The 25,673-nt window shown below is 72.3% G+C and carries 21 protein-coding genes; 9 read left to right on the forward strand and 12 right to left on the reverse strand.

The window, feature by feature from the left end; translation table 11 throughout:
- Positions 1-173: 173 nt before the first annotated feature.
- Both VT50_RS36515 and VT50_RS36520 read right to left on the reverse strand, forming a co-directional pair.
- Positions 174-1,100, reverse strand: coding sequence for an NADP-dependent oxidoreductase (locus VT50_RS36515; RefSeq protein WP_079343972.1), 927 nt, complete (start codon positions 1,098-1,100; stop codon positions 174-176).
- Positions 1,101-1,246: 146 nt separating this feature from the next.
- A complete protein-coding gene (locus tag VT50_RS36520) occupies positions 1,247-1,900 on the reverse strand; it encodes an NADPH-dependent F420 reductase (RefSeq protein ID WP_046090563.1) in 654 nt (217 codons plus the stop codon).
- 133 nt (positions 1,901-2,033) lie between these two features.
- On the opposite strand from VT50_RS36520, the gene VT50_RS36525 reads away from it, so the two are divergent.
- The 3 genes from VT50_RS36525 to VT50_RS36535 all read left to right on the forward strand — a co-directional run bounded on the left by VT50_RS36525 (position 2,034) and on the right by VT50_RS36535 (position 4,881).
- A complete protein-coding gene (locus VT50_RS36525) occupies positions 2,034-2,438 on the forward strand; it encodes a winged helix-turn-helix transcriptional regulator (protein WP_046090564.1) in 405 nt (134 codons plus the stop codon).
- A 189-nt stretch (positions 2,439-2,627) separates the two neighbouring features.
- Positions 2,628-3,659, forward strand: a complete 1,032-nt coding sequence (locus VT50_RS36530; protein ID WP_046090565.1) for a phosphotransferase family protein — start codon at positions 2,628-2,630, stop codon at positions 3,657-3,659.
- A gap of 7 nt (positions 3,660-3,666) precedes the next feature.
- Complete coding sequence (locus VT50_RS36535; protein ID WP_046090566.1) at positions 3,667-4,881, forward strand: acyl-CoA dehydrogenase family protein; 1,215 nt, start codon at positions 3,667-3,669, stop codon at positions 4,879-4,881.
- A gap of 125 nt (positions 4,882-5,006) precedes the next feature.
- On the opposite strand, the gene VT50_RS36540 is transcribed toward VT50_RS36535, so the two are convergent.
- From VT50_RS36540 to VT50_RS36555, 4 genes are all read right to left on the reverse strand, one after another.
- Complete coding sequence (locus tag VT50_RS36540) at positions 5,007-5,600, reverse strand: TetR/AcrR family transcriptional regulator (protein ID WP_046090567.1); 594 nt, start codon at positions 5,598-5,600, stop codon at positions 5,007-5,009.
- A gap of 30 nt (positions 5,601-5,630) precedes the next feature.
- Positions 5,631-7,274, reverse strand: coding sequence for a class I adenylate-forming enzyme family protein (locus tag VT50_RS36545; protein WP_046090568.1), 1,644 nt, complete (start codon positions 7,272-7,274; stop codon positions 5,631-5,633).
- A gap of 118 nt (positions 7,275-7,392) precedes the next feature.
- Entirely contained in the window at positions 7,393-8,175 is a 783-nt protein-coding gene (locus VT50_RS36550) for an SDR family oxidoreductase (RefSeq protein ID WP_046090569.1), read from the reverse strand.
- A 177-nt stretch (positions 8,176-8,352) separates the two neighbouring features.
- Entirely contained in the window at positions 8,353-9,393 is a 1,041-nt protein-coding gene (locus VT50_RS36555; RefSeq protein WP_046090570.1) for a LysR family transcriptional regulator, read from the reverse strand.
- Positions 9,394-9,692: 299 nt separating this feature from the next.
- Here VT50_RS36555 and VT50_RS36560 point away from each other — a divergent pair, with 299 nt between their 5' ends.
- Positions 9,693-11,108 (forward strand): hypothetical protein, encoded by a 1,416-nt coding sequence (locus VT50_RS36560; protein WP_046090571.1) that lies wholly within the window; start codon positions 9,693-9,695, stop codon positions 11,106-11,108.
- An 84-nt stretch (positions 11,109-11,192) separates the two neighbouring features.
- On the opposite strand, the gene VT50_RS36565 is transcribed toward VT50_RS36560, so the two are convergent.
- Positions 11,193-14,033, reverse strand: a complete 2,841-nt coding sequence (locus tag VT50_RS36565; protein WP_046090572.1) for a penicillin acylase family protein — start codon at positions 14,031-14,033, stop codon at positions 11,193-11,195.
- A 201-nt stretch (positions 14,034-14,234) separates the two neighbouring features.
- Between VT50_RS36565 and VT50_RS36570 the strand changes: the two genes are divergently transcribed.
- Both VT50_RS36570 and VT50_RS36575 read left to right on the forward strand, forming a co-directional pair.
- Positions 14,235-14,846 carry a hypothetical protein gene (locus tag VT50_RS36570; protein ID WP_046090573.1) on the forward strand — a complete coding sequence of 204 codons (612 nt, stop codon included), beginning with the start codon at positions 14,235-14,237 and terminating at the stop codon, positions 14,844-14,846.
- Between the two features lie 240 nt (positions 14,847-15,086).
- Complete coding sequence (locus tag VT50_RS36575) at positions 15,087-15,548, forward strand: MaoC family dehydratase (RefSeq protein ID WP_046090574.1); 462 nt, start codon at positions 15,087-15,089, stop codon at positions 15,546-15,548.
- Positions 15,549-15,565: 17 nt separating this feature from the next.
- On the opposite strand, the gene VT50_RS36580 is transcribed toward VT50_RS36575, so the two are convergent.
- Positions 15,566-16,201 (reverse strand): TetR/AcrR family transcriptional regulator, encoded by a 636-nt coding sequence (locus VT50_RS36580; RefSeq protein WP_046090575.1) that lies wholly within the window; start codon positions 16,199-16,201, stop codon positions 15,566-15,568.
- A 122-nt stretch (positions 16,202-16,323) separates the two neighbouring features.
- On the opposite strand from VT50_RS36580, the gene VT50_RS36585 reads away from it, so the two are divergent.
- Positions 16,324-16,842 carry a ribonuclease FAU-1 family protein gene (locus VT50_RS36585; RefSeq protein ID WP_046090576.1) on the forward strand — a complete coding sequence of 173 codons (519 nt, stop codon included), beginning with the start codon at positions 16,324-16,326 and terminating at the stop codon, positions 16,840-16,842.
- A gap of 66 nt (positions 16,843-16,908) precedes the next feature.
- On the opposite strand, the gene VT50_RS36590 is transcribed toward VT50_RS36585, so the two are convergent.
- The 4 genes from VT50_RS36590 to VT50_RS36605 form a co-directional block, all read right to left on the reverse strand.
- Positions 16,909-18,168 carry an MFS transporter gene (locus VT50_RS36590; RefSeq protein ID WP_107424974.1) on the reverse strand — a complete coding sequence of 420 codons (1,260 nt, stop codon included), beginning with the start codon at positions 18,166-18,168 and terminating at the stop codon, positions 16,909-16,911.
- A 42-nt stretch (positions 18,169-18,210) separates the two neighbouring features.
- The gene (locus tag VT50_RS36595; protein ID WP_046090577.1) at positions 18,211-19,701 is read right to left on the reverse strand and encodes a CitMHS family transporter; all 1,491 of its coding nucleotides are present in this window, start codon (positions 19,699-19,701) and stop codon (positions 18,211-18,213) included.
- Between the two features lie 121 nt (positions 19,702-19,822).
- Positions 19,823-22,054: a molybdopterin oxidoreductase family protein gene (locus VT50_RS36600; protein ID WP_046090578.1), complete on the reverse strand. Its 2,232-nt coding sequence runs from the start codon at positions 22,052-22,054 to the stop codon at positions 19,823-19,825.
- Between the two features lie 459 nt (positions 22,055-22,513).
- A complete protein-coding gene (locus VT50_RS36605) occupies positions 22,514-23,185 on the reverse strand; it encodes a TetR/AcrR family transcriptional regulator (RefSeq protein WP_046090579.1) in 672 nt (223 codons plus the stop codon).
- 112 nt (positions 23,186-23,297) lie between these two features.
- On the opposite strand from VT50_RS36605, the gene hmgA reads away from it, so the two are divergent.
- Positions 23,298-24,731, forward strand: coding sequence for a homogentisate 1,2-dioxygenase (gene hmgA, locus VT50_RS36610; protein ID WP_240529458.1), 1,434 nt, complete (start codon positions 23,298-23,300; stop codon positions 24,729-24,731).
- Between the two features lie 88 nt (positions 24,732-24,819).
- Positions 24,820-25,569 carry a GntR family transcriptional regulator gene (locus tag VT50_RS36615; protein WP_046090580.1) on the forward strand — a complete coding sequence of 250 codons (750 nt, stop codon included), beginning with the start codon at positions 24,820-24,822 and terminating at the stop codon, positions 25,567-25,569.
- Positions 25,570-25,673 lie beyond the last annotated feature (104 nt).

Consider the following 25,673-nt stretch of genomic DNA (forward strand, 5'->3'; position numbering starts at 1 on the left):
CCCCAGCGGCGGTCCAAGGCCCAAGCCCCAGCGGCGGCCCAAGGCCCAAGCCCCAGCGGCGGGCCGGGGGCGGAGGCCCTTGTTTCGGGGAGGGGTGGGGTGGGGGATCGGCCCGCCGCAGGCGGCTCCGGGCCGCGCCTGGACCACGCGCCCAGGCCCCAGCACCGTTCCGCTCAGTCCACCGTGATGGCGATCTTGCCCCTGCCGTGGCCCTCCATGCTGAGCCGCTGCGCGTCCGCCGTCTTCTGGAGCGGGAAGACCGCCGCGACCTCGACGCCCAGCGCGCCGCGCTCCGCGAGGTCGGTGAGGTCCTGGAGGTCGTCGGGGTCGGGGCGGACGAAGACGTAGCGGCCGCCCAGGCCGAGGACGCCGGGGTCCGCGATGGAGGCCAGGCGGCCCTCGGGGGCGAGGAGTTCGGAGGAGACGGCGAGCACGTCACCGCCGACGAGGTCGAGCACGGCGTCCACCCCGTCCGGGGCGAGGGCGCGGACCCGGTCGGCCAGCCCGTCCCCGTACGCGGTCGGCTCGGCCCCGAGCGCCCGCAGATACTCGTGGTTGCGCTCACCCGCCGTGCCGATCACCCGCGCCCCCATGTGCCGGGCCAGCTGTACCGCCATCGAGCCGACCCCGCCCGCGGCCGCGTGCACCAGCACCGTGTCACCCTCGCCGACCCTCAGCGCCCGCACCAGCGACTGGTACGCCGTCAGGCCCGCCAGCGGGATGCCCGCGGCCTGCGTGAAGGAGAGGTTGCGCGGTTTGCGGGCGAGGGTGCGGACGGGCGCGGCCACGTACTCGGCGCAGGTGCCCCGGGAGAGGAAGTCCTCCCGTACGTACCCGATCACCTCGTCACCGGGCCGGAACTCCGTCACCGCCGGGCCCGGCTGCTCCACGACCCCCGCGACGTCCCAGCCGGGGATGACCGGGAAGACCGCGTCCAGGACCGGTTCGAGGTATCCGGCCTGGGCCTTCCAGTCGACGGGGTTCACGGCGGCGGCCCTGACCCTGATCAGCACGGAGTCGGGGCCGACCTTGGGCTCCGGCCGCTCCCCGTACTCCAGGATCTCGGGGCCGCCGTAGCGGCGGTAGCTGATGGCCTTCATGGTGGCGCTCCTCGCGGTCTTCGCGGTTCGTGGCGGGTTCGCGGGTTCCCCGTCCCCGCGTGTTCTTGCCCCCTCCTCCCCTTCGACGCTCCTGCTCGCCCACCGCCACCGCAAATCCGCGCCCATCAGCGGCCCCGCGCCGCCCGCTACGCCGGACTCTGCGCCGCCAGCGGCGGCAGCGCGGCGCGCGGCTCCACCCCGCCGAACCAGAAGCCCAGCAGAAACGCCACCGTGGACTCCAGCAGGCGGGCCCGCTCCAGGCCACCGGCGTCCAGCGGTACGCAGCCCATGTCCCGGACCAGGGTCCGTACGGCCTCCAGGGCACCCTCGTCGTCCCCGCACAGCGGAACCGCCAGCGGGCCGTCGGCGAAGACCGGCGGCGTCATCCGCCACACCGCCTCCGCGCAGTGGCAGAACCCCTTCACGACCCGCGCCCCGACCGCCCGCGCCGCGATCCGCTCGGCCATGCCCGGTCCGCCGTCCGTGGCGAGGGTGAAGCTGCCGGGGACGACCGCGTTGGTGCAGTCGATCAGCGCCCGGCCGCTCAGCGTCCCCTCGGCCGCACCCGCCGCCTCCAGGGTGGCCTCGACCCCCTCGTGCGCCACCGCCAGCAGCGTCACCCCGCCGAACCCGGCGGCCTCGCGCAGGCCCCCCGCCCGCGCGCCGTGGCCGATCCGCCCGGCCAGCGCCTCCGCCTTCGGCCGCGAGCGGCCGCCGATGAGCAGTTCGTGGCCCGCCCCCGCCCACTGGGTCCCCAGCGCGTCGGCCATATTGCCCGTGCCCAGCACTCCGATCCGCATCGCGGTCTCCTCGTTCTCGCTCGCCGTTGTCGCTCGCCGTTCTCACGCGCCGACGAGCAGCGACACTAGGAAGTCCGTCGCACACCGCGCGGTGTGCGACGGATGCGCTACGACAGCCCCCAGGAGGTCATCAGTGAGCGAACCGGCGAGGACATCGCGGCCCGCGCCCACCGCCCCGGACGGATTCATCGCCGACTGCCGGGCACGGCTGGGTTTCGATCTGCTGGCCCGCACCTGGACCGGCGTCGTGATCATCGGGCTGCGGGAGGGGCCGCGCCGCCCCGGCCAGCTGCGCGAGGCCATCGGCGGCATCAGCCCCAAGGTGCTCAACGACACCCTGCGCCGGCTGGAGGACGACGGGCTGGTGGAGCGGCACCGGTACGCGGAGGCGCCGCCCCGGGTCGAGTACGGGCTGACCCCGCTCGGGGAGACGCTGCTGGGGCCGATGAAGGCGCTCGGCGCCTGGTCGATGGAGTACGGGGACGCGGTGGTCGAGGCCCAGGAGCGCGCCGAGCGGCGACGGGAGCGGGGGCAGTAGCCCCACCCCCGGCCGCCGGGCCCGGCGGTCCGGCCTCGTGGCGCCCCCCGAACCGCCACATCTCACACCCCCGCCCCCAAGGCCCACTGGACTACATACCGACTGGTCGGCATCATGAGGCGGGACGAACGGTCCGCCCGTTCCCGTGAACGGGTACGAGCGAGTACGCGAGAGTACGAGAGAGGTTCGATGAACGCAGGCAATCCCCCAGGGCTCGACCTCGAACGGCTCCGCGCCCACTTCGACCGCGAACGCGCGGGGCTGGTGCGCGGACCGCTGAGGGCCGGGCTGATCGAAGGCGGACGCTCGAATCTCACCTACACCGTCACCGACGGCACCTCCCGCTGGGTGGTCCGGCGACCGCCGCTTGGCCATGTGCTCGCCACCGCCCATGACATGGCGCGGGAGCACCGGGTGATCAGCGCCCTGCACCCGACGGCCGTACCGGTGCCGGAGCCGCTGCTGCTGTGCGAGGACGAGTCGGTCATCGGATCGCCCTTCTACGTCATGGAGTTCGTCGAGGGCACCCCGTACCGCACCGCCGAGCAGCTGACCGGCATCGGCCCGGAGCGCACCCGGGAGGTCGTGCTCTCCCTCGTCGACACGCTCGTGACGCTGCACTCCGTCGACCCGGCCGAGGTCGGGCTCGGCGGCTTCGGGCGCCCGGAGGGGTTCCTGGAGCGGCAGTTGCGCCGCTGGGGCAAGCAGCTGGCGGCCTCGCGCAGCCGTGAGCTGGCCGGGATCGACGAGCTGCACTCCCGGCTGGCCAAGGCGCTCCCGGCCTCCCCCGCGCCCACGGTCGTACACGGCGACTACCGCCTCGACAACGTCCTGGTGAACGACGTGAACGACGAGGACCGGATCACCGCGATCCTCGACTGGGAGATGTCCACGCTCGGCGATCCGCTGACCGACCTCGGACTGATCGTGATGTACAGCGGTCATCCGAATCTCGCCGACTCCCCCATCTCCTCCACCCAGGGCGCCCCCGGCCACCCCTCCACCGACGAGCTGATCCAGCGCTATGCCGAGGGCTCGGGGCGCGATGTCAGCGGCGTCTCCTGGTACACCGCCTTCGCCTACTTCAAGCTGGCGGTGATCCTCGAGGGCATCCACTACCGCTACACCCTCGGCCAGACCCTCGGCGCGGGCTTCGACCGCATCGGCGACATCGTCCCCGCCTTCATCGACCACGGCCTCACCACCCTCCAGGAGAGCTGATCCCGCCATGGACTTCGCATTCGACGCCCGGACCGAAGAGCTGCGCGCCAAGCTGCTCGCCTTCATGGACGAGCACGTCTACCCCGCGGAGGCGGTCGCCGGGCGGCAGCGGGCCGCCCTCGAATCCCCCTGGCTGACCCCGCCGGTCGTCGAGGAGCTCAAGGCCGAGGCCCGCCGTCAGGGCCTGTGGAACCTCTTCCTGCCCGACGCCGAGTACGGCGCGGGGCTGACCAATCTCCAGTACGCCCCGCTCGCGGAGATCACCGGCCGCAGCCCCCAACTGGCCCCGACCGCCCTGAACTGCGCCGCCCCCGACACCGGCAACATGGAGGTGCTCGCCCAGTTCGCCGACGAGCGGCAGCGCAAGCAGTGGCTGGAGCCGCTGCTCGCGGGCGAGATCCGGTCGGCCTTCGCGATGACCGAGCCCGAGGTCGCCTCCTCCGACGCGACCAATATCGAGACCCGGATCGAGCGCGACGGCGACGACTACGTCATCACCGGCCGCAAGTGGTACATCTCCGGGGCGATGAACCCCGACTGCAAGATCTTCATCGTGATGGGCAAGACCGACCCGGAGGGCGCCGATGTGCGCCGCCAGCAGTCGATGGTGCTGGTGCCGCGCGACACCCCGGGCGTCGAGGTGCGTCGGGCGATGCGGGTGTACGGCTACGAGGACCACTACCACGGCGGCCACGCCGAGGTGGTCTTCGACCGGGCGCGGGTGCCGGTGAGCAACCTCATCGGCGAGGAGGGCGGCGGTTTCGCCATCGCCCAGGCCCGGCTCGGCCCCGGCCGGATCCACCACTGCATGCGGCTGATCGGCATGGCCGAGCGCGGGATCGAGCTGATGTGCCGTCGGGCGGTGGACCGGCAGGCGTTCGGCAAGGCGCTGGCCCGGCAGGGCCAGGTCCTCGAGTGGATCGCGGACGCGCGGGTGGCGGTCGAGCAGCTGCGGCTGCTGGTGCTGAAGACGGCCTGGCTGATGGACACGGTGGGCAACCGCGAGGCGCACACCGAGATCCAGGCCATCAAGATCGCGACCCCGCGCACGGTGGTGGGGATCCTGGACCGGGCGGTGCAGCTGCACGGCGCGGGTGGGGTGAGCCAGGACTTCCCGCTGGCCGAGCTGTGGGCCGCGGCACGTACGCTGCAGCTCGCTGACGGTCCGGACGAGGTGCATCAGCGGTCGCTGGGGCGGCGGGAGTTGAAGCGGTACGTGTAGGTGGAGCGGGGTGGGGTTTTGTTCCCCGCCCCGCCCCTTCCCGTAACTGGGGCTCCGCCCCCGGGCCCCCGGTCCTCGATCTCCCCCAGCCACCGCTGGGAGGTGCCCCTGGACGGGCTTCGCAGTTACGGCCGCAGCGCGCGCAGCAGGAGGTCGGCCAGGTGGTCGGCGACCTCGTGGGGGGCCCAGCGGCCGCCGGGGCGGTACCAGGTGCCCAGGTGGTGGACGGAGCCGAAGTGGTAGTCCACCACCAGGTCCGCCGGGGTGCGGGAGCTGAACACCCCGGCCCGCTGCCCCTCCTCGATCAGCGCCCGGAACCGCTCGTGGTAGCGGCGCCGCTCGGCGCGCACCTGCTTGTGCTTCTCCGGGGAGAGCTGGTGCATCGACCGGAAGAAGATGGTCGCGTCGTCGAGGTTGTCGATGGTGGTCACCACGACGTCGGCCGCCGCCTCCCGCAGCCGCGTCTCCACCGGCGCGTCGGCGTCCGCGAAGGAGTCCAGCCGCTCCTGCTGCAGCCGGAGCACCCGGCCGTAGATCTCGTGGAGCAGATCGTCCTTGGAGCCGAAGTAGTGGTAGAGCGCGCCCTTGGTGACGCCCGCCGCCTCGACGATCTCCTGTACGGACGTCCGGTCGTAGCCCCGCTCCGCGAAGAGGCGGGTGGCAGCGGCCAGCAGCCGCTGGGGCACCGGCTGTCCGTCACCGTCCGTCGCTCTGGCCATCGTCGCCACCCGTTCTCTTCCTCTTCTCGCTCATCCTCGCAGTTCCCGCCGGAGGATCTTGCCACTGGTCGTCTTCGGCAGCTCGGGCAGGATCTCCACCTCGCGGGGGTACTTGTACGCGGCAAGCCGCTCCGCACAGTACGCGGACAGCTCGTCCGGTGTGACCTCGGCCCCTGGCCGGAGGCTCACATACGCCTTGACCGTCTCGCCGCGGTACGCGTCGGGCTTTCCGACGACCGCCGCCTCCCGCACGGCGGGGTGGGTGTAGAGCACGTCCTCGACCTCACGCGGCCACACCTTGAACCCCGAGGCGTTGATCATGTCCTTCTTGCGGTCGACCACGTACAGCCAGCCGCCCTCGTCCATGAAACCGATGTCGCCGGTGCGCAGTTCCCCGTCCGGGATGGCCGCCGCGGTCGCCTCCGGGCGCCGCCAGTAGCCGGGGACCACCATCGGGCCGCGGACGACGATCTCGCCCTGTTCGCCGAACGGCACGTCCCGCCCCTCGTCGTCCGCGATGCGCACGATGGTGTCGGCGCCGGGGACGCCGACGGCGAGGGTGCCGGAGACCGGGTCGACGGGGGCGCGGAGCCCGGGCGGGACGCTGGCGCAGGGCGCGGTGCACTCGGTGAGCCCGTAGCCGTTGTGGAGATACGGGCCGAGGCCGGACTGGAACCGCTCCACCAGCGCGGGCGGCAGCGGGGCGCCGCCGGAGGAGATGATCCGGAAGGACGAGAAGTGGTCACGGGTGGCCCGGGGGTGGGCCATCAGCGCCATGAAGGCGGTGGAGGGGCCCACGGTGTAGCGGGGGCGGTGCTCGGCGAAGGCGTCGAGCACGACGCCGGTCTCGAAGCGGTAGGCCAGGGCCAGGGTGCCCGCTCCGGACACGCTCGCGCACAGCTCGCAGACCATGCCGGTGATGTGGAACAGCGGGGCCAGCGCGAAGATCGTCGACCCGGTGGGCAGCTCATGGAGGATGTGCTGCCGGTCGGCGTTGTAGGAGATGTTGCCGTGGGTGTTGGTGGCGCCCTTGGGGGTGCCGCTGGTCCCGGAGGTGTAGCTGATCAGCGCGATGTCATCGGGGCCGGGGTCGGGGACGGACGGCGGGCGGGCCCCGGCGCGGGCGGCGGCGAGGAGGTCCTCGGTGTCCTCGGGGACGGGGATGGGCCGGTCGCGCAGCACCCGTTCGTCGTCGCGGGTCTGGAGGTCGCGGGCGTCGGCGGTGAGCGCGATGCGCACCGGGGACGCGGCGGCCGTGTCGCGTATGTAGTCCTCCCAGCCGTGGCGGGCGCAGACCAGGGCGCTGACCTCGGCGTCGCCGAGGATGTGTGCGAGCTCGGCGCCCTTGTACATGGGGTTGACCGGCACGACCGCGCCGCCCGCCTTCCACGCGCCCAGCAGCGCGAGCACGAAGTGCGGGGTGTTCTGGAGCATGATCGCGAGGCGGTCGCCGGGCCGGAAGCCGCGCTCGGCGAGATGGCCCGCCACGCCGTCGGAGAGCTCGTCGACCTCCCGGTAGGTCAGCCGTCCGTCGAAGTAGGCGAGCGCCGGATGGTCGGGGGCGGTGCGCACGGCGTCCCGGAACGCGTGCAGCGGGCTCGGCCGCGGGACGATCGGCTGGCGCTGTTTCTCAGTGAGCTGAGCGAGCCATGGCTGGTCCTGGTACGTGGTCATGGGTGCGGCCCTGTCTCGACGGGGGTGAGGGTGGTCGGCGGAGGGATCGGAGGAGGGATGCGATAAGGGCGGAGGGATACGGGCGACACGGAAGGTGCGGGAGCGACCTGGCCGCCGGTCAGCCCGAGGTCCCGGACGCCGCCTCGAGCTCTTCGAGCTTGCGCTGCAGCTTGTTGATGCCGCCCAGCCAGCGGTCGGTGTCCCCGGCGCGGGCGGCGTAGTGGCGGGCCACCTCGGGGTGCGGAAGGATCAGGAAGCGCTCCTCCTCGATCCCCGCGAGGACCGCGTCGGCCACCTGCTCGGGCTCGATCGCGGTGGGCGCGAGCACCAGCTCCCCGGCGGTCCCGGAGGCGGTGAGCATATCGGTGCGCACCCCCTGCGGGCAGACCGCGTGGACGCCGATGCCGCGGTGGCGGTAGGTGGCCGAGAGCCATTCGGCGAAGGCGAGCGCGGCGTGCTTGGAGACGGCGTACGGCGCCGAGCCGATCATGGTGAGGATCCCGGCGGCGGAGACAGTGGCCACGAAGCGGCCGCTGCCGCGCTCCAGCCACTCGGGCAGCAGCTCCCGGGCGGCCCGCACATGGGCCATCACATTGACGTCCCAGGACTGCTGCCACAGCGCCTCGTCTGCCTCGGGGCCGCCGTCGTGGCCGACGCCCGCGTTGGCGCAGAAGATGTCGACGGCGCCGCCCAGCGCCTCGCGCGCGGCGGGTACGACACCGGAGGCGTCCCCGGGGACGGGGATCCCGCCGATCTCCCCGGCGACGGAGGCGGCCTTGGCGGCGTCGAGGTCGTTGACCACGACCCGGGCGCCCTCGGCGGCGAAGCGGCGGGCGAGGGCGGCGCCGATGCCGCCGCCCGCTCCGGTGACCACTACACGCGCCCCACGCACGGTACCCACGATCGCAACGCTCCTCGGATCGGCTCGGCTCGTATCGGCTTCCGCCCGGCCCGGCTCCTGCTCCTCCCCGGACCGGCTTCCGCCCAGCGCAGACTAACCAGTCGGTATGTGGAAACGGAAGAGGCACTTCGGCCTGCCTGCGGACGGCCGAGGGGCTACCTGCCGACGGCGGGCGGATTACCGGCCGGGGCGCTCCTTGCGCATCACGCTGCGCCACCGCGCGTTCTCCCCGGCGAGCGCGGTCCACAGCACGTTGAGCGGATGACCGGCGTCCTGCGCGGTGCGCTCTCCGGCCCGTACGAACACCCCGACCAGCACTTCCAGCTCCGGACCCATGCCGTCGGTCAGCTCCAGGGTGCGCAGCCCGGCCCCGGCCCGGATCCGCCCGTCGGCCACCGCGTCGCCGATGCCCTCGGTGACCAGCACACAGCCGCGCAGCACCCCCGAGGAGAGCAGTTCAAGGCCGTACTGCACGGTGTCGATCTCGGCCGCGATATACAGCTCCTGGCGGTAGCGGGCGCCGAACCAGCCGCGCAGAAAGCCGGGTATGAGGCCGTCGGCCGAGACCGCGAGCGGCAGCCGGGGCAGCTCGCTCACCGGCAGCGAGGAACCGGGCAGCTCCTCGGGGTCGAGGTTGGTGACCAGCGAAAGGCCGCTGCGCCGCCACTCCATCACCTCGAAGCCGTCGAGCCGGGCGTCATGGCCCGCCGTGGTGAGCACGCTGCCGCAGACCAGGTCGAGCTGTTTGGCGTCGAGCCGCTGGAGCAGATCCCGGGTGCGCACATGCTCGACCTTGAGCTCGACGCCCCGGCCGTCGAATTCCTCGGTGACCAGCTCCACGGCATTCAGCAGAAAGCCGAGGGTGTAACGGGTGGAGCCGACCACGAGCCGGCTGCCGAGCCGGCGGCGGCAGTCGTGCAGCCCCTCGCGCCAGTCCGCCAGGGTGCCGCGCGCGAGTGCGGCAAGGGACTCCCCGGTCGCGGTGAAGAGCACATTCTGACTGCGTCCCCGTTTGACCACCAGCGGTTCGCCGCACAGCGCGCCGAAGTTCCGGTTCAGGGTGTCCAGTTGTTTCTGCACACTGGACTGCTCCCGGCCCAGCAGCCGGGCGGCACCCAGCGCGGTGCCCGCCTCATGGACCGCCAGCAACGTCCTGAGCTGGTCCATCGTGGTGTCCAGCAGCGCCGTCGGGTACTGCCATCGATCCTTTAAGGGCATTCCGGCCTTCCGCTCGAAGAGTATTCGGCACCCCAATGACTTTCGGTCCGCAGCATAGTGCAGCGCCTTGCCATGAACTGATCCCAAGAACAGCGGGGATATTCTCCCGATGGATATTCGGGAATTCACCTATCGCCGGATGGTGACGGAGCCCGGCATTCCACGTTCCGCCCGTCCCATTCCGGGTAAGTCGAACGGCTGGCCGATTGTCCAACGGCGACCGTATGCGTGTCGTATGGCCAGCGGTCGGGGCAGTTGGGACGATGCACGCACATCGGACCATCCGAGGGGGAAGAACGATGACGGGGATGAGCGTAAGACCGTACTGGGAGCTGAGATTCGACGCGCACGGGGACGTGAACACCCGGCCGCGGGACCGGCTGCTGGAGCAGGCCGCTCAGCAGGGGCTCACCGATCTGGTGGTGTTCGCGCACGGCTGGAACAACACCCGGACCATGGCCACACGCCTCAATGACCGCTTCTTCGCGCCCTTCCCGGGGCTGCTCGGCGAGGCGGGCCGGACCCGGCTGGGCTATGTGGGCGTGGTGTGGCCGGCGATGCGGTTCGCCGATGAATCGCTCGGGGGGATACCGCGGGAAGAGGCCCCCGGGGCACCGCCGGGGCCGGACGCGGACACCCCGCCCGGGCAGCCGCCGGGGCTCGACCCGGACACCCACCGGGCGCTGGACGCGGTCTTCCCGGGGCGGCAGCAGATCGTGGCGCGCCTCGCGGAGCTGCTGGCCGAGCGGCCCGAACGGCTGGCGGCGCTGGACGAGTTCGCGGTGCTGCTGCGCGGTCTCGTGGGGGTGCGCGGGATGTCCGGCGGCGCGGGGGCCGCGGCGGACCCGGGCGCGGAGGCGGACGAGGACGAGGACGAGGACGGCGTACCGGCGATGTTCGGGGAGGATGTGACCGAGGTCTGCGAGCGGTTCGCCGCCGCGCTCGCCGAGGCGCGCGGGAAGACCGGCGCCGAGGACCCCGCCGTCTTCGACAGCGGGCTCGGCGGCCTCTGGGACGGGGCGCACGAACTGCTGCGCCAGGGGACGTACTACGTGATGAAGCGGCGGGCTGGCACGGTCGGGCGCGAGGGCCTGGGGCCGGTGCTCGGCGCCCTGGCGGCCCTCCGGCCCGCGCCGCGGCTCCATCTGGTCGGCCACGGCTTCGGCGGCCGGCTGGTGTCGTTCGCGCTGACCGGGCCGGTGGAGGGCGCCGCGATGGCGTCGGTGACCCTGCTCCAGGGGGCGTTCTCGCACCACGCCTTCGCCGAGCGGCTGCCGCACGCGGCAGACCGCGGCGGGGCGCTGCGCGACGTCCCCCGCCGGGTCGGCGGGCCCGTGGTGTGCTGCCATTCGCGCCATGACACCGCGCTGGGGCTGTTGTATCCGGTGGCGTCGCGGATGTCCTGGGGCGAGCGGGTGTCCTGGGGCGAGCGGGTGTCCTGGGACGAGCGGGTGTCCTGGGACGATGGGTCGCTGCTGCCGGGCGACGTCCGCTGGGGGGCGATCGGGTACGACGGCGTCCAGGCGGTGGCGGACTGCCCGCGGCTGGAGCTGGCCGAGGCGCTGGACGGCCCGTTCCCGGCCCGGGGCTGTGTGAGCGTCGATGTCTCGGAGGTGGTCCGGCACGGTGTGCCACCGGCCGGGGCGCACGGCGACATCTGCCATGAGGAGCTGGCCCGGCTGGTGCTGCGCGCGGGCCGGATCGGGGCGGGGTAGCGGGGCGGAGCCGGGTAGCGGAGGGGGCCCCGCCGGGTGCGGGGCCCCGCTCCTCAGGACCGTCCCATCCGTGGGCCGGGGTCCTCAGCGGTGTGCCGGGAACTCCACGACCTGCTGGTAGGTGGGCCGGTTCTGCCAGCTGATCTTGTCGTGGGTGAGCCCGCCGACCGGCCGCTGGATGATGGCGTCGGCGCACCACTGGTCGCCCGCGGAGCAGTTGTCGTCCCCCGGGTAGACCTGGGCCGCGGTCTTGCCCACGGCCGTCTTCAGGCTGGTCAGCAGGGCGTCGCGGCAGGCGCCGAGCTGCCCGCCGCCGCAGTACGGGCGGGCCAGCGGGCCCTTGACGTCCTCGCCGAGGACCGTGCGCAGATCCTTGTCGACATAGGACCACCAGCCGTACTGGAAGGACGACCCGGCGTGCGAGCCGGTGGGGCCGTGCCCGGCCGAGGGCGATTCGTCAACGGCCAGATTGGTGCGCAGCGCATCGTAGAGCCCGTCGCCCAGGCCGGACTTGAACTCGGCCTCGACCAGCAGCGGCCACCAGGCGTCCATGATCCGTACGGCGTCGGCGTTCCCGTAGGTGTGCGATCCCGCGCTGGTCTCATGGCGCTGTGTCCCCGCCGACCGCCAGGACTCCAGCCGCTGTACGGCCGTGGCCAGCTCGGGGTCGTCGATGGGCTGGGAGCGCACCACCTTCAGCAGCTCCGGCAGCACGTCCTCGCCGCGCAGATCGGTGACGGCCGCCTCGGCCATGGCCCGGGTGAGCGCGGAGCGGGTGACACCGCCCTCGCGGACCAGGGCGCGCACCCGGTCGTCGAGGAGGTTGCCGCGGTGCACCGAGCCGTTGCCGAAACCGGCCGCGCTGTAGTCCTTGGCCAGTTTGTTGTTCCAGCTGATGTAGTAGTCCTGGTCGATGGACTGGGGGTGTTCGGCGGGCGGGGTGGCGGCGGCGGTGTTGTCCTCCGGGTCGAAATCCCGCCACTCATAGGCGGTTTCGGCCTTCACCGGCAGCGAGGAGTCGACATCCGCGGCGCGCACCGGGTTGAGCCCGCTGTTGTAGTAGCCGGTCTGCCTGGAGTCGGCGTAGAACCAGTTGAAGGTGTAGTTGATGTGCTGCGCCGCGCTCTGGAAGGACTTTGCGCCGGTCACATAGCCGGGGTCGTTGAGCATCTGGAAGCCGATGATGGAGTCGGCCTCGTGGCGGTAGGTGGAGCGCAGCACGGTGTAGGCCACCGGTGTGCCGCCGACGGTCGCGCGATGGGTCACCAGCCCGTACTTGGTGCGGTAGACCTGCATCCGGTACGAGCCAGCGGCGGTGGAGTCGGCGAGGGTGGGCTTCCAGGCGTTGCGCCGCTCCAGCTTGTCCATCGGCACGCAGTCGCCGCGATAGCGGTAGTACGTGGAGTCCTTGGACGGCGCGGAGCCGTCCGGGGAGCACAGCTCGACCGCGTAGGTGTCGGTGATGTCCTGGGCGGAGGTGGTGGCGCTCCATGCGTAGTCCTGGCCCCGGCCGAGCTGGACGTACATCCCGACCCCCGCGAAGGAGGCGCCCCGGGCGCTGATCCCCGGGCCCTGGATCTCCTGGAGCATCAGCAGCTGCGGGGCGAAGTAGCCGGTCTGGGGACCGAAGACGGCCACCGGATGGCCGCTCGCGGTGTACTTGCCGGACACCACGAGCGCGTTGGACATGCCCTTCTTGCGGCTGAACAGATCGCGGGGCAGCACCCCGTCGTCGTAGATGCCGCGCAGCGGCTCCAGCGACGGCTTGGGGGCCTTGACCTGGGTGCGGGCCTTGGTATGGGCCTTGGTGGCGGCGCCCTCGCGGTCGTAGACGAGCTGTTCCGTGGTGACCGAGCCGGTGTCGGGCAGCGCGGTGCCCTTGGGTGAGGCGGGCTTGTCCGCGTACGGGAAGCTGCCGTCCCGCACGGTCAGCACCGCCTCCGGGTCGTTGCGCTCCCGGAAGGACTCCCACACCTCGGTGCCGTCGGCGAGGCCGTACTTCTGCTGGGCGGCGAGCAGCGAGAGCGCGCCCTCCACCTCGCCGCCCCCGCCGTTGCCGAAGAGCGCGCCGACGACGGAGGCGAGGGCGATGAGGTCGGTGAGCTTGAACGGCTGGATCTCACCGGCGTTGGTGATCGCGTCGATATGGCCGGTGAGCACGTACTCCCCGGGGAAGTACCGGCCGTCCTTCGCCTTCTTGGCGTAGGCGTTGATGCCGTCGACATACGCCTGGGCGTCGGCCAGCGCCTGGCGGCCGCGCTCTCCGCCGTGGGTGAGGATGTAGTCGATCTGCGCCTGGTAGTCCTCTTCGGTGTACGGCGCCTGGCGGAAGAAGTCCTGCTCCAGGCCCTGGTTGGCGGGGGCGCCACCGGCGAAGGGGGTCAGCTCGCCGCGGCCCACGTGGCGGAAGAGGTCCATCAGCCACAGCCGGTCCTGGGCGGCGGCGTATCCGGCGCCGTACTCGGTGCCCTCGCGGGTGGTGCCCTGGATGTGCGGGACGCCGGTCTTCTTGTCGCGGGTGATCGTGACGTCGTCGCGCGGCTTGGTCACGGAGGCGACCTGGTCGGCGGGGACCCCGAAGGAGGAGTCGTTGAAGAAGCTGTTCAGCTTGTCGTCGCTGAGGTTGGGATAGCCGCTGGCCAGATCGGCGTACGGGCCGAGCTGGTCGGCGCTGTGCTCGGGATGGGTGCCCAGCACCCGGTTGGCGAGGATGTCGGCGAGGGTGGCGTTGCCGGTGGCGCCCGGCGGGAGGATGTCGGAGCACTGGCCCCGGCAGTAGTCGGTGGCCGCCGCGGCGGGCTCCGCCCTGGCCGGCTGGGGCACCGGGGCCGCGAGGGCGATGCCGAGGCCGAGCGCGGCGGCCGCGGCGAGCACGGTATTGGTGAGCTTGCGGGTCTTGGTGGGCCTGGGGGTTCGTCGTCGCATGTGCGCTCCTCCCGATTGCCGTCGGACGGAGGTTACCGGCGGTATTAGCGCGTCGGAAGATGAGCGGACGTCAACTTCTTTCCGCTTGTGGACAGATGAGGACTGCCCGCGAAGATCCAGGGAATTCGATGGATCCGGATCGCGCTGCGTTACGTCCATTCGACAACGAGTCGGGTCCGCAACACGCGGAGGTGGTAGGAAGTGGCCGGTTTCAGAGCACTGGCACGAGAGGTTCGCAATCCACGCAGACACATCACCGCTCGGCGCACATCGCTGCGCAAATGCCTGGAACGGTTCGCGCCGTACGGGCACCGGGCGACCTGGCACCATCTGTGCGTCCGCTCCGGGATCACCCCGGAGGACCGCAGCCCGGACCCCCTGCGACTGCTCACCGCCCTGGATGAGCTCGAGGAGGCCCGCACGCTGTGGCTCGCGTACGAGGCGGACTTCGCCGCCCGGCGCAGGCAGGAGAAACTTCTCGGCATCCGGCAGCCGAGCGCTGTCGACGACTGGCATCTGCGCACCTGGGGCGGATGCGACATCATTCCCTGCGAGAGCCCCGCGACCCACCCCGCCGACCGCCTCGCGGATGTGCTGCGACGGCTGATCGCGGCGATGGAGTCGGGCCCGGGGGCGGCCTGCCCGGTATGTGCACGGTCCGGCCTGGTCTGGCGCGAGGACCTGGACCGCTACCCCTCGGCCGGGCCGGTCTGCGCGGACTGCGGCATAGTGGTGCCGCTGCCGCTGCTGACCACCGAGGCTCTGGCGGATGCCCGGCGCGCGGTCCGGATGAGCCGGTACGCCGCCGTATGACACCCGGCCGCCCCGGCCGGGAGCGCGCTCGTCGGAGCCTTTGAGCACCGGACGACCGGCGAGCGCGCAGGAATCCGAGCCCGCGGACGATCGCTGGCACTCACGCTCGGCCGCTTGGACACCCACCCTCGATCGCCGATGTACGCCGATGGCCGTGTCGGCGCGGGCCGCGTTGACAGGGCCCTGGTCAGCCGACCATGCTGAGCAGTCGCTTAGTGAGTGGTTGCCCGGGAGGCACGCATGGCAGAGCCCAGGATCTTCACCTCGCCCGATGAACTGCGGTCCGCGGTCGGCGAGGAACTCGGCCCCAGCGACTGGCTGGAGATCGACCAGAAGCGCGTCGATCTGTTCGCCGACGCGACCGGCGACCACCAGTGGATCCATGTGGACCCGGAGCGGGCGGCGGGCGGACCGTTCGGCACCACGATCGCGCACGGCTATCTGACGCTCTCCCTGCTGCCGTCCTTCACCCCGCAGCTGCTGCAGGTCGAGGGCGTGCGGATGGGCATCAACTACGGGGTCAACAAGGTGCGCTTCCCCTCCCCCGTCCCGGTCGGCTCCCGGCTGCGCGCCACCGCGCGGATCGTGGAGGCGGCCGAGGTCAAGGACGGCCTCCAGCTGACGCTGACGGTGACTCTGGAGCGCGAGGGCGGCGACAAGCCGGTGTGCGTGGCGGAATCCGTGGCCCGCTACTACGGCTGACGGCCGACCGCCACCCGCTACGGCTGACCGCCGTCGGCGCCCACCATGCGCAGCACTAGACCCGCGTAGAGATCGCCGACCTCGTCGGGGGTGCTGCGCCCGTCGGCGTTGAACCAGCGGGCGACGTCGATGCACAGGGACAGCGCGGCGACCGTGGTGCCGCGGACGTCCGGGACATCGAAGACGCCCGCCTTCACCCCGTCCTCGATGATCGAGCGCACCGCCCCGTCCGTGGCCTTGCGGACCGCGATGACCTCGGCGTGGTGCTCCTCCGCGAGCGCGCCGAGCTCGTACTGCACCACGCGCGCGGTCGTGTGGTGCTCGGCGTGCCAGCGCACGAAGGAGCGGACGGCGTCGGCCAGCCGCTCGGCGGGACTGCCCGCGCTGTCCCGCGCCCGCTCCAGGATCGCCAGGGCCCGCTCATGGCCGACCTTGCTGATCTGGTACAGCAGCTCTTCCTTGGTCTTGTAGTGGATGTAGAGCGCGGCCGGGCTCATTCCGGCGCGGCTGGCGATGTCCCGGGTGGTGGTGGCGTGGTAGCCGCGCTCCGCGAAGGCGTGCACGGCCGCGCTCACCAGCCGCCGGGCGGCGTCGGGTGTGATGTCGCCCCAGGGCTCGGCCTTGCCTCCGGTGTTCTTCGGCTCCGCGTCCATGGCGCACACCCTACACGGAGAGTGAGCAAGCGCTTAGCCGCCTCCGGCGGATGCCCTCCCCTCCCCGGTCCCGGGGGCTCCGCTCCCGGACCCCCGCCCCGCGGCGGGCATAGGATCGGCCCATGCCCCCTCTCGTAGCCGTCAACTACCGCAAGTACGACGGCACTCTGCACTGGAACCTGCGGATGCGCAGGCTGGGCGAGGACGACCACGGCGTCTGGCTGGGGCTGCCCGGCGGCGCCGTCATGCGCAAGGGGTTCGGCCCGATGGTGCCGATCCCCTGCGCGCATGTGATCCTCCTCCCGCGCGACGCCTGGTGGACCGCGGTGTTCAACGCCCCGCCCCGGGCGACCGAGATCTACTGCGATATCGCCACGCCTGCCCGGTGGCTCTCCTCCCACGAGGTCTCGATGGTGGACCTGGACCTGGATGTGCTCCGCAAGCGGGCGGACGGCTCGACCCTGCTGGTCGACCAGGACGAGTTCGCCGAGCACCAGGTGCGGTACGGCTATCCGGCGGACGTCATAGCGGAGGCCGAGGCGGCGGGGCAGTGGCTGATGGACGCGGTCGACGGGCGCGCCGAGCCGTTCGGGGACGCCTCCAGGGAGTGGCTGGGCATGGTCGACGGCGAGCGGTCTTAAGGCCAGCCCAGCTCACCGTCGCCCCGAGACCGTCTCACCGTGCCCTGAGACCGTCTCACCGTCGGCTCACCGGGATTGCCGTCCCGTGCCCCGCGACGCCGAGGACGACTCCTCGGTACGCCGCTGCTCCGGCACCGGCCGGTCCCCGGAGGGTTTCGCGGCCGGGCCGCCGCGCAGCGGCCGTACGGCTATCGCCGCCGAGATCAGCAGCAGTCCGCCCAGCATGACGAAGGGCGCGGCGGTGCCCGCGAGCCCCGCGAGCACACCGGCGGAGGCGGGCGCGGCCACCTGGCCGAGCCGGTTGCCGGTGAGCCGCAGTGCGAGGGCGGTGCTGCGCGCCCCCTCGGGGGACGCCTGGACGACGGTCGTCATCGACAGCGGCTGGCCGACGCCGAGGCAGAAGCCGAGCCCGGCCAGCAGCGCCCCGAGCGCCCAGGCGGGCACCGGCAGGGCGATGCCCGCGCACAGCAGCGCGGCGCCCAGACAGCTGACGGCCATCAGCACGGTGCGGCCCATCAGCCGGATCATCGGGGTCATGGCGATCCGGCAGGCCACGGTGGCGGCGGCGCGCAGGCTGAGCAGCACACCGACAACCGTGGGTGAGATGCCGCGCTGTTCGCCGACGACCGGCAGATAGGCGGTGAGGATGTCGGTGGCGGAGAGCACCGCGAGGCTGATGAACATGCCGGAGGCCACCCCGCGGGTGGTCAGGATGGACCGCACCGGGACCTTGCGGGCCGGGGCCTCCTCGGCGGGCCCGGCCGCCGCCGTACCGTCCGGGCGGCGCTCGATGCGCCACAGCGAGGTGACGGAGAAGGCCGCGAGGGCGGCGGCGATGAACAGCGCGGCGGCGCTGGTGCGGCCCATCGCGCCGTCGTGTTCTGAGACCACGAGACCGGCCGCGATGGGCCCGATGAGCTGGCCGAGCGAGGCGCCGATGGTGAAGTGGCCGAAGTTGCGGTCCTGGTCCTCGGGCGCGCTCTGACGGGCCACGATGGACTGGGCCCCGATGACGAACGACAGATGGCCCAGCCCCATCACCCCGCTCCAGGCGGCCATCGCGGGCAGCGATCCGGCCGTCCCGCTGAACCCGCAGCCGGTGGCGATGAGGACGACCCCGACCGGCAGCAGCGGGGCGCACCGCCCGTGATCGGTGCGCCGTCCGAGGGGTACGGCGGCGAACAGCGGCAGCAGGGCGTAGATTCCGGTGATCACACCGATGGCGCGGGCGTCGGCACCGAGCGCCAGCGCCCGGTAGGAGACGGCGGGCCGCGCCATGCTCACCGCCCCCTGGGTGAACGAGAAGGCGATGACCAGGCGCAGCAGCCAGCCCCTGCCGGGCTTACCGGGCTTTGAGATCGTCACGGGTCAGATGATGCCGAACGCGAGACCGGCGGCGAGCACCACCAGCGAGGTGAGCGCCGCCCATTTCACGGTGAACCGGGTGTGGTCGCCGAATTCGACCTTCGCCATGCCGACGAGCACGTAGACGGCGGGGACCAGCGGGCTCGACATGTGCAGGGCCTGTCCGACGAGCGAGGCGCGGGCGATCTCCAGCGCGGAGACCCCGTGGGCGGCCCCGGCCTCGGCGAGGATCGGCACGATGCCGAAGTAGAAGCCGTCGTTGGACATGAAGTAGGTGAGCGGGAGGGACAGCACACCGGTGACGACGGCCATCTGCGGCCCCATGCCCTCGGGGACGCCGTCGACCAGCCAGCGGGCCATGTGCTCGACCATGCCGGTGCCGGTGAGGACGCCGGTGAAGACGGCCGCGGCGAAGACCATGCCGGAGACGTTGACGACGTTCTCGGCGTGTGCGGCCACCCGCGCCTTCTGGTCCTTCATATTCGGGAAGTTGACGGTGAGCGCGACCGCTGCGGCGAGCAGGAAGAGGACCGGGATCGGCATGGTCTCGGTCACCATCAGGGCGAGCAGTGCGACGGTCAGCGCCGCGTTGAACCAGTAGAGCTTTGGGCGCAGGGTGGCGCGCCGGGGGTCGAGCCCCTTGAACTCATCGTCCTCATCGTCCTCGTCGTCGCGGGAGGCGTCCGAGGAGGAGCCGGACCCGTGTGCGGACGGGGCCTCCACGTCCGTTCCCGCGTCCGTTCCCGCGTCCGGTCCCGAGCCCCCGCCGCCGGTCAGCACGCCCTTGCCGCCCTTACGGCCCTTGGCCCCCTTACCGCCGGAGCCCGCCCCGACCAGCACCTGCTCGGGGTCGCCCGCGGTGACCTCGTCCAGCGTCAGCACGCCGAGCCGCTTGCGCTCCCGCAGGCCGAGACCGTAGGAGAGGGCGATCACGAAGAGCAGGCCGACCGCGAGGGCCGGGATCATCGGCACGAAGATGTCGCTGGCGTCGACCTTGAGCGCGGCGGCGGCGCGGGCGGTGGGGCCGCCCCAGGGCAGCGTGTTCATCACGCCGTTGGCCATGGCCGCTACACCGGTCATCACCACCAGGCTCATCTTCAGCCGCCGGTAGAGCGGCACCATGGCCGACACGGTGATCATGAAGGTGGTGGAGCCGTCGCCGTCGAGCGAGACGACCGCCGCGAGGATCGCGGTGCCGACCACCACCCGCATCGGGTCGGCCTTGCAGAACCGCAGGATGAGCCGGACGATCGGGTCGAAGAGGCCGACGTCGATCATCACCCCGAAGTAGATGATCGCGAACATCAGCATGGCGGCCGTGGGCGCTAGTTCGCCGACTCCCTTGAGGACGTAGTCCCCGAGGTGCGCCCCCTTCCCGACCAGCACACAGAACAGCGCGGGGATGAGCACCAGGGCGCCCATCGGGGACATCTTCTTCATCATGATCAGGACAAGGAATGTCGCGATCATGACGAAGCCAAGGATGGTCAGCATGGTTGGCTACCTCACGTTCGCCTTTGAACTCCCCCGGATTTGGCGGTCGAGGCGACGTTAGGTGCGGCAACTTTCCGTTAACAAGGTCTTGACGCGTGAGCAATAAGCGCAAAACCCCAGGTCAGTGCCGTAGCGAGGGTGATACCCGCACCGGGTGGCCATTGAGCACCGCCGTCCCCGAGAGCGGATCCAGCCGTGAACCGTCGAAGAGCTGGTTGACATTGACCCCGGGCCGGGCCCCGGCCACGGACAGCCGGACGCCGGGGCGGGCGTGGCCCCAGCCGTGCGGCAGGCTCACCACCCCGGCCCGTACCGCGTCCGTCACCTCGACCGGCACCTCCAGCTCCCCGCCCTCGCCCTTGACCCGGGCCAGACCGCCGTCGGCCAGGCCGAGCCGGACGGCGTCCTCGGGGTGCACCTGGAGCGTGCAGCGGTTGCTGCCGCCCATCAGGGTTGGGACGTTGTGCATCCAGCTGTTGTTGGAGCGCAGATGGCGGCGGCCGACCAGCAACAGCCCCGAGGGCCGGTCGGCCAGCGACCGGCGCAGCCGCTCCACATCGGCGGCCAGCGGCTCCGGGCAGAGCTCCACCGTGCCGCTGCGGGTCTTGAGCAGCCCGGGGACGCGGGGCCGCAGCGGGCCCAGGTCGATGCCGTGCGGATGGGCGAGCAGCTTCTCCAGGCTCAGCCCGTCGGGGTCGGCGCCGAAGCCGTCGCCGTACGGGCCCAGCCGCAGCATCATGTCCAGCCGGCGCTCGGGGCCGTCCACCCCGGTCAGCAGCGCGGCCAGCTCGCCGGGCTCGCGCCCGTGCACCGGCGAGGACGGGTCGGCGACCTCCTTGCTGAGGGTCCCCTGGATCGCCATCGCGTCCACCGCCTCCGGGTCGGCGCCGCCGTTCCCGCTCGCGCACAGCACCAGCCGCGCCAGGATGGCGCTCTCGCTCGGCCGGTCCGGCTCCAGGGGGATGGCCGGGCGGGTGTAGCGGACCTGGTTGCGCACGGCCAGGCCGTTGAAGGCGTAGTCGAAGTGGGGGCTGCGGCTGGGCGGCGGCGGGGGCAGCACCACATGGGCGTGGCGCGAGGTCTCGTTGAGGTACGGATCGACGCTGACCATGAAGTCGAGCCCGGCCAGCGCCCGGTCCAGGCGGTCGCCGTCCGGCGCGGAGAGCACGGGGTTGGCCGCGAGCGCCAGCACCGCCCGGATCCGCCCCTCGCCCGGGACCTCGATCTCCTCCGCCAGCGCGACGGCGGGCAGTTCGCCCTTGGCCTCGGGGTATCCGCTGACCCTGCTGTGCCAGCGGCCGAGCGCGAACCCCTTCCCCGGCCGCGCCGGGCGCTCCCGGCGGCCGGTCGCGGCGAGCGGGAACATCGCGCCGCCGGGCCGGTCCAGCTGCCCGATGAGCACGTTGACCACATCGACCAGCCAGCTGGTGAGGGTGCCGAACTCGACCGTGGTGGAGCCGACCCGCCCGTACACCACACCGCTGGACGCGGCGGCCAGCTCACGGGTGAGGGCGCGGATCTCCTCGGCGGGCACGTCGCACGCCCCGGCCACCGCCTCCGGCGGGAAGCCGGCGGCCAGCCGCCGCACCTCCGCCACCCCGCTGATGTGCTCGGCGAGCGGGCCGGGCGCCACCAGGTCCTCTGCGAACAGCACCTGCACCATGGCGAAGAGCAGCAGCGCGTCGGTGCCGGGCCGGATCGCCACATGGCGGTCGGCCAGCGCGGCCGTACGGGTGCGCCGGGGGTCGACCACCACCAGCCGCCCGCCGCGCCGCCGCAGCGCCCGCAGCCGCCCGGGGAAGTCGGGGGCGGTGCACAGACTGCCGTTGGAGTCCAGCGGGTTGGCGCCGAGCATCAGCAGATGGTCCGTACGGTCCAGATCGGGCACCGGAATCGCGTTCGCGTCCCCGTACAGCAGCCCGCTCGAAACGTGCTTGGGCATCTGGTCGAGGGTGCTGGCGCTGAAGACGTTACGGGTGCGCAGCGCGCCGAGCAGCAGCGGCGGGTAGAGCCCTCCGGCCACGGTGTGCACATTGGGGTTGCCCAGCACGACCCCCACGGACTGCGGCCCGTGCTCGCGCAGCAGCGGGGCCAGCCCGTCCGCCACGGCGGCGAACGCCTCGTCCCAGCCGGTCTCCACGAGGCGCCCGGCACGGCGGACCAGGGGGCGGCGCAGCCGGTCGGGGTCGGCGTCGAGCTGCCCGAACGCGGCGCCCTTGGGGCAGATGAAGCCACGGCTGAAGACGTCCTCGCGATCGCCGCGCGCCCCGGTCACCCTCCCCTCGCCGATGGTGAGGGTCAGCCCGCAAGTGGCCTCGCAGAGCGGGCAGATACGCGGGGCAGTGCTGCTCATCGGTCTCTCCCAGGGACGGCGGCGAGGCCGCGATGACGCGCCGGACCCGCCCACCATACCGACTGGTTGGCATGTCGGGGAGGGTTCCCGGTGTATCCGGTGGACCTTTGGGCCCAAGGGCCCGGGGATCCGGGGCCCGGGAACCCGAACGACCCGGGGATCCGGGGGCCCGGGAGCCCGAAGAGCCGGGGGCCGGGAGCCCGAAGAGCCGGGGAGCCGGGAGACCCAGGGACCCGAAGAGCCGGGGAGCCGGGAGACCCAGGGACCCGAAGAGCCGGGGAGCCGGGGAGCCAGGGACCCGAAGAGCCGGGGGGCCGGGAGACCCAGGGACCCGGGAAGCCTGAGGAACCGGGGGCCCAAGGCCCAGCTCTCGGGAGGTCCTGAGGCCGGGGGTCCGGGAGGCCCTGAGGGACCTGGGGCCAGGGACCCGAGGCCCGGGGGCACCCGGGGGGTTGTGGGTCAGTCCAGGACCCGGGCCAGATACGCCCGCAGCAGTTCCTTCGTCTCCGCCACGATCGCCGGGTCGCCCTCCGGGTCCATCCGGAACGCCAGCCGCAGCAGTGCGTCCGCCGCCTCGACCGCGAGCAGGAAGGCCACCCGCAGCCGCTCCTCGGTCGCCCGGTCCCCGCCCGTTCCGAGCCGGTCGGCGAGCAGCGTCCGCAGCCGGTCGGCCACCAGGTGGTTGGGCTGCTGCGGCGGCGCGGTGGCCGGGACCGGATGGCCGAACTCGATGAGCGCGAAGCCCGGTGCCCCGCGCTTCATCGCCAGATACTCGTCCACCACGACGTCCATGGCCTCCCGCCAGCCACCGCCCCCGTCGTCCGGCCCGGAGTCCGAGGCCCAAGCCGGGTCCGAGGCTGAGGCCGAGTCCACGGCGGCCAGCCGCCGGGTGATCCGCTCGGCGTACTCGTCCAGATTGCGGTGGGCCAGGGCCTCGGCCATCGCCCGCTTGTTGGAGAAGAAGCGGTAGACCGAGCCGATGGGCACGTTGGCGCGCTCGGCGACGGCCCGGGTGCTCAGCTCTTCGTAGCCGATCTCGTCGAGGAGTTCGGCGCACGCGTCGAGGATCCGGCCGAGGCGCTCGGCGCTGCGGCGCTGGACCGGATGGCGGCGGAGGGGCGGTATGGGCACGCCACCATCCTGCCCGATCGTTGACGAGGCCGGGTTTCGATTCCTATCGTCTGACATAGGAATTAGATGAAAGTGGAAGCAGTGGTGTGCGGCGGAGCGGTGGGAGCGCGCGATGGGCGACGGCACGGGGATCCAGCACGGCAATCAGCAAAGCAATCAGCAGGGCAATCAGCAGGGCGATCGGCAGGGCGGTCAACACAGCGGTCGGCGAGGACGCGAGCAGGCGATCGAGCGGGCGCGGAAGACGGCCGAAGAGCTGGTCTACGCCTCCGGTTTCGGCAATGAGCACAGCAGCGAGGCCGTGCCCGGCGCGCTGCCCATCGGCCGCAACTCCCCCCAACGCGCACCGCTCGGGCTCTACGCGGAGCAGCTGAGCGGCAGCGCGTTCACCGAGCCGCGCGCCACCAACCGGCGCTCCTGGCTGTACCGCATCCGGCCCTCCGCCGCGCATCCGCCGTTCATCCGCGTCGCGGACGGCGCGCTGCGCGGGGCGCCCTTCACCGAGGCCGTGCCCGACCCCAACCGGCTGCGCTGGGACCCGCTGCCTGAGCCGCCGGAGGGCACCGACTTCCTGGCCGGGCTGTGGACGCTGGGCGGCAACGGCGACGCCACCCAGCGCACCGGGATGGCCATCCACCTCTACGCGGCCAACGCGCCCATGGCCGACCGGGTGTTCAGCGACGCGGACGGCGAGCTGTTGATCGTTCCCGAGCGGGGCGGGCTGCTGCTGCACACCGAGTTCGGCCTGCTGCGCGCCGAGCCGGGGCATGTGGCGCTGATCCCGCGCGGGGTGCGGTTCCGGGTGGAGCCGCTGGAGCCGTCCGTGCGCGGCTATGTGTGCGAGAACTACGGCCGCCCCTTCACCCTCCCCGACCTCGGCCCGATCGGCGCCAACGGGCTGGCGAACCCCCGGGACTTCCTCGCCCCGGTCGCCGCGTACGAGGACGTGGAGCGCCCGGTGGAGGTGGTCAACAAGTTCTGCGGCAATCTGTGGGCCGCCACCTACGACCACTCGCCGCTGGACGTGGTCGCCTGGCACGGCACCCATGTGCCGTACGCATACGACCTGCGCCGGTTCAATGTGCTCGGCACCATCAGCTACGACCACCCGGACCCGTCCATCTTCACGGTGCTCACCTCGCCCTCCGACACCCCCGGGCTCGCGGGCGTGGACTTCGTGGTCTTCGCCCCGCGCTGGCTGGTCGGGGAGGACACCTTCCGGCCGCCGTACTTCCACCGCAATGTGATGAGCGAGTACATGGGGCTGATCGAGGGCGCGTACGACGCGAAGACCGGCGGTGCGGGGGGCTTCGTACCCGGCGGTGGCTCACTGCACAACATGATGTCCGCGCACGGCCCGGACCATGAGACGTTTCAGCGGGCGAGCGCGGCCGAACTGGCGCCGCACAAGCTGGACGACGGGCTGGCCTTCATGTTCGAGACACGCTGGCCGGTCACGGCCACCCGGCAGGCGCTGGAGGCGGACCACCTCCAGGGGCGCTATGACGACGTGTGGCAGGGCCTGGAACGCCACTTCCGCCTGTGAACGCCGCCGTGCGGCCGTGTGACGTGACTCGTGCGGCCGCTGCCGTGAGCCGTGCGGCCGCCTGATGTGACTCGTGACCGGAGACCGTGTGACCACCTTCGCCCCCGACTCCCTCGCCCTCAACCGCAAGTTGCCGCTGTGGTACCAGGTCTCGCAGTCGCTGCGGGCCTCGATACTCGGGCGGGCCCCGGACGATCCGCTGCGGCTGCCGACCGAGGACCGGCTGGCCGAGCACTACGGGGTCAGCGTGCTCACCATGCGGCAGGCGCTGAAGGAGCTGGAGGCCGAAGGGCTCATCAGCCGCCACCGGCGCCGTGGCACCTTCATCGAGCCGAGCGCGCGACGGGCCGCGCCGGTGCGGCTGCTGGGGTCGGTGGACGCGATCGTGGCCCAGCAGTCGGGTGAGCGTACGACGGTGCTGGAGCACGGCCCGGCACCGGTACCGGCGGCGCTCGCGGAGTACTTCCCCGACCTGGACGAGGCTGCCGCCTTCCGGCGGCTGCGCCGGGACGGCCGCAGCGGTGAACCCACCAACTGGGCGGAGAACCTGGTCCGCCCCGAGCTGGCCGACCGCATCGACCTCGCGGACCTCGCGCGCTGGCCGATGACGAAGGTGCTGCGGGACGTTGTGGGGGTGCGGATCAGCCGGATCACGGACACGGTGGAGGCCCGCCTCGCCGACCCCGAGACCTCCCGGTTGCTCCAGGTGCCGCTGCTCAGCCCGATCCTGCACTACACGGGGGTGACGTACGACGAGAGCGGGCGCGTGGCGGACGTGGCCCGCATCCACTACCGGGGCGACCGGTTCTCGTTCTCGGTCACGGTCGAGGCCGACTAGAACTCGACGCCTGCGGCGGGCTGTTCCCCTCCCCGCCCCTTCCCGAAACTGGGGCGCTGCCCCAGCCCCCAATCCGGGGCTCCACCCCAGCCCCCGATTCGGGG

Source organism: Streptomyces antioxidans (assembly GCF_000968685.2).
Lineage (GTDB): Bacteria > Actinomycetota > Actinomycetes > Streptomycetales > Streptomycetaceae > Streptomyces > Streptomyces antioxidans.